This is a genomic window from Roseateles sp. (assembly GCF_036404855.1).
Lineage (GTDB): Bacteria > Pseudomonadota > Gammaproteobacteria > Burkholderiales > Burkholderiaceae_C > Pelomonas.
Genome location: NZ_DASWYS010000272.1, coordinates 1 through 2,442 on the forward strand (window position 1 = coordinate 1; position 2,442 = coordinate 2,442).

At 66.7% G+C, this 2,442-nt stretch carries 4 protein-coding genes; 2 read left to right on the plus strand and 2 right to left on the minus strand.

Annotated elements, in window-relative coordinates; all coding sequences use genetic code 11:
* Positions 1–22: 22 nt before the first annotated feature.
* Both VGF12_RS18000 and ybaK read right to left on the minus strand, forming a co-directional pair.
* Positions 23–1,027: a PEP-CTERM sorting domain-containing protein gene (locus VGF12_RS18000; protein ID WP_331177422.1), complete on the minus strand. Its 1,005-nt coding sequence runs from the start codon at positions 1,025–1,027 to the stop codon at positions 23–25.
* Between the two features lie 159 nt (positions 1,028–1,186).
* The gene (gene ybaK, locus VGF12_RS18005; RefSeq protein WP_331177423.1) at positions 1,187–1,681 is read right to left on the minus strand and encodes a Cys-tRNA(Pro) deacylase; all 495 of its coding nucleotides are present in this window, start codon (positions 1,679–1,681) and stop codon (positions 1,187–1,189) included.
* Positions 1,682–1,770: 89 nt separating this feature from the next.
* Here ybaK and VGF12_RS18010 point away from each other — a divergent pair, with 89 nt between their 5' ends.
* Positions 1,771–2,319, plus strand: a complete 549-nt coding sequence (locus tag VGF12_RS18010) for a DUF2975 domain-containing protein (protein ID WP_331177424.1) — start codon at positions 1,771–1,773, stop codon at positions 2,317–2,319.
* On the plus strand, positions 2,320–2,442 hold a 123-nt coding region (locus VGF12_RS18015; protein WP_331177425.1), incomplete at its 3' end, for a helix-turn-helix domain-containing protein.

The window sequence follows — 2,442 nt, forward strand, 5'->3', positions numbered from 1 at the left end:
CGCGGCCCGGGGCATCGCCGCGTCAGGAACGGCGGCGAGTGGCGCCGAGACCGAGCAGCGCGGCGCCCACGAGCAGCATGGCAGCGGGCTCAGGCACGGTGTTGCCGCCCCCCGGCTCGCCGATGCTGGCGCCCGCGAGGCACAAGCGATCGACGCGGTTGCCCTCGTCAAGGAACAGGCAGCCCTTGGTGTCGATGGCGACGTAGTCGCCACGATCGGCGCCGAACGGCGAAGAGCCGGTGGCCAGCGTGATCATCGTGCTGGTGCCGAAGTCCCACATGTCGACGTCACCGTTGTTGTTGTTGATGATCAGGTTCCCGTTCAGCGCGCCGCCAATGATCATGCCGGTGCCGTCCGCGCTGTTGCCCGGCACGCTGATGAACGGGCCGACCGGGGCTCCCGTGGCGATGCTGTAGCCCTGGATGCCGCCCGACTGCTCGAGGTAGGCCACCAGGCCGTCGGGGGAAACCGTGACGCCGTCGCCCAGGGCGCCGTTGATGATCCGGTAGCTGCCGGCACCACCGGCCGCCAGCGGGTCGATGTCGATCAGGCCCGAACCGCTGGTCGCGATGATGTGCCCGTTGGGCGCCCCCCACATGCCCAGGTAGGTGCCGGGTGTCACGCCTGTCAGCACATGGTCGACGGCACCGTTGTCCTTGAACTGGACGAAGCGCCCGGAATCAGCGCCGTACGCCAGGCCGCCTGCGCGGGCGTAGGCGGCCGTGAACGACGAGCTGCTCGTCGTGCCAAGGGCTGTGCCCGGGGCCTGGCCATCGGTGTTGTTGAAGACGTACCGGGTGCCGCTGACCGAGACCAGCACGTTGCCGTTGCCGCTCACCGCGACACCGAACGGGCCATTGCAGCAGCCGCCGCCCGTGACGGAGCTGAAGTCCGCGAAAGTCGTCAGCGAAAAGCCGCTGGAAGTGCCGGACGCCGTGAGCGTCAGGCTGGCCTGGGCCGGTGTTGAGAGGGCGACGGCAGCGGCTGCAAAGCCCCAGATCGCCGCAATACGGGTGAAGGTTCTCATGGCGTCTCCTTGGTGAGCTGGTCACGACAGCTTCCATGCATATTTCGAGCCATGAGTCATAAGTGACTGATTGAGATTTATTTATTCGCAAATCACCTCAGATGCACTCACTCCGCTGTAATGTTCCTCGACAGCGGGCGGTTCCTCGACGGCGGGCGGCTAGGCGCGCAGCGCGCAATGGACCGGCCGGGCGCCCAGCAGGTCCACGAGCACCTTCGGCTCGATGCCCACCAGGTAGCCGCGCCGGCCGCCATTGATGCAGATCTTCTCCAGCGCCAGGATGCTGGCCTCGACGAACACAGGCATCGCCTTGCGAGCGCCAAACGGTGACGTGCCACCCACCTGGTAGCCGCTGTGGCGCTGGGCCACGTCGGGCTTGCAGGGCTCCACCTTCTTGCAGGGGATCTGCCGCGCCAACTCCTTCAGGCTGACCGTGCAGTCGCCATGCATCAGCACGATCAGCGGCTCCCCCTTCTCGTCCTGCATGACCAGCGTCTTGACGACGGCATGCTCATCCACACCGAGCTGCCGGGACGATTCCGACGTGCCGCCGTGCTCCACATAGTCATAGACATGTTCGGTGAATGCGATGCCGGCGCGCTTCAGGGCCTGGGTCGCGGGGGTCTCGCTGACGTGGCTGCTCTTCTTGCTCATCCCCTGATTCTCGGGGACGGGTTGCTTCACTGTTCCACAGCCAGCTATTATTGTTTTACAGTAAGTTTTTCTTGTTTTACGACAGCCTCATGCCTGACTCCTTCTCCGCCGACGGCCTGCGACGCATCCGCCGCCTGGCCTGGATCGTGCGGCTGCTCAGCCTGCTGGGCGTCGTCGTCATCGGCACCCTGCCGTTCATCTTCTGGGCCCAGCCCGACTGGGTGGCCGAGGTCGCCACCCGCACCTGGCACCTGAGCAAGCTGCAGATCGACCTCGGCTCGCGGCTGTGGGGCTTGGCGGCGTCGCTGCTGCCCACCTCGGTCAGCCTGTTCGCGCTGTGGCAGATGTGGGCCCTGTTCGGCTGCTTCGCCCAGGGCGAACTGCTGGCGCGCCGGCCGGCCCTCCACCTGCGCCGGCTGGGTCTGGGCCTGTGCGCACTGGCCGCCGCCCAGCCCCTGGGCCAAACGCTTGGCATCCTCGCCGTGACCTGGGGCAATCCCAAGGGCGAGCGCCAGCTGTGGTTGGGCCTGTCGTCCGACCACTACCTGGCCCTGCTCTTCGGCCTGCTGCTCCTGGCACTTGCTCAGGTGCTGTCCGAAGCCGCGCGTGTCGCCGACGAAAACGCCGAATTCGTCTAGATGCCCATCGTCGTCACCCTGGACATCATGCTCGCGCGCCGCAAGATGCGCTCGCGCGAGCTGGCGGAGCGCGTGGGCATCACGGAAGCCAACCTGTCGTTGCTCAAGAGCGGCAAGGTGCGC

Coding starts and splice junctions, on each gene's coding strand:
- ybaK (WP_331177423.1), bottom strand. CDS start 1,681: ATGAGCAAGAAGAGCAGCCACGTCAGCGAGACCCCCGCGACCCAGGCC.
- VGF12_RS18000 (WP_331177422.1), bottom strand. CDS start 1,027: ATGAGAACCTTCACCCGTATTGCGGCGATCTGGGGCTTTGCAGCCGCT.
- VGF12_RS18010 (WP_331177424.1), top strand. CDS start 1,771: ATGCCTGACTCCTTCTCCGCCGACGGCCTGCGACGCATCCGCCGCCTG.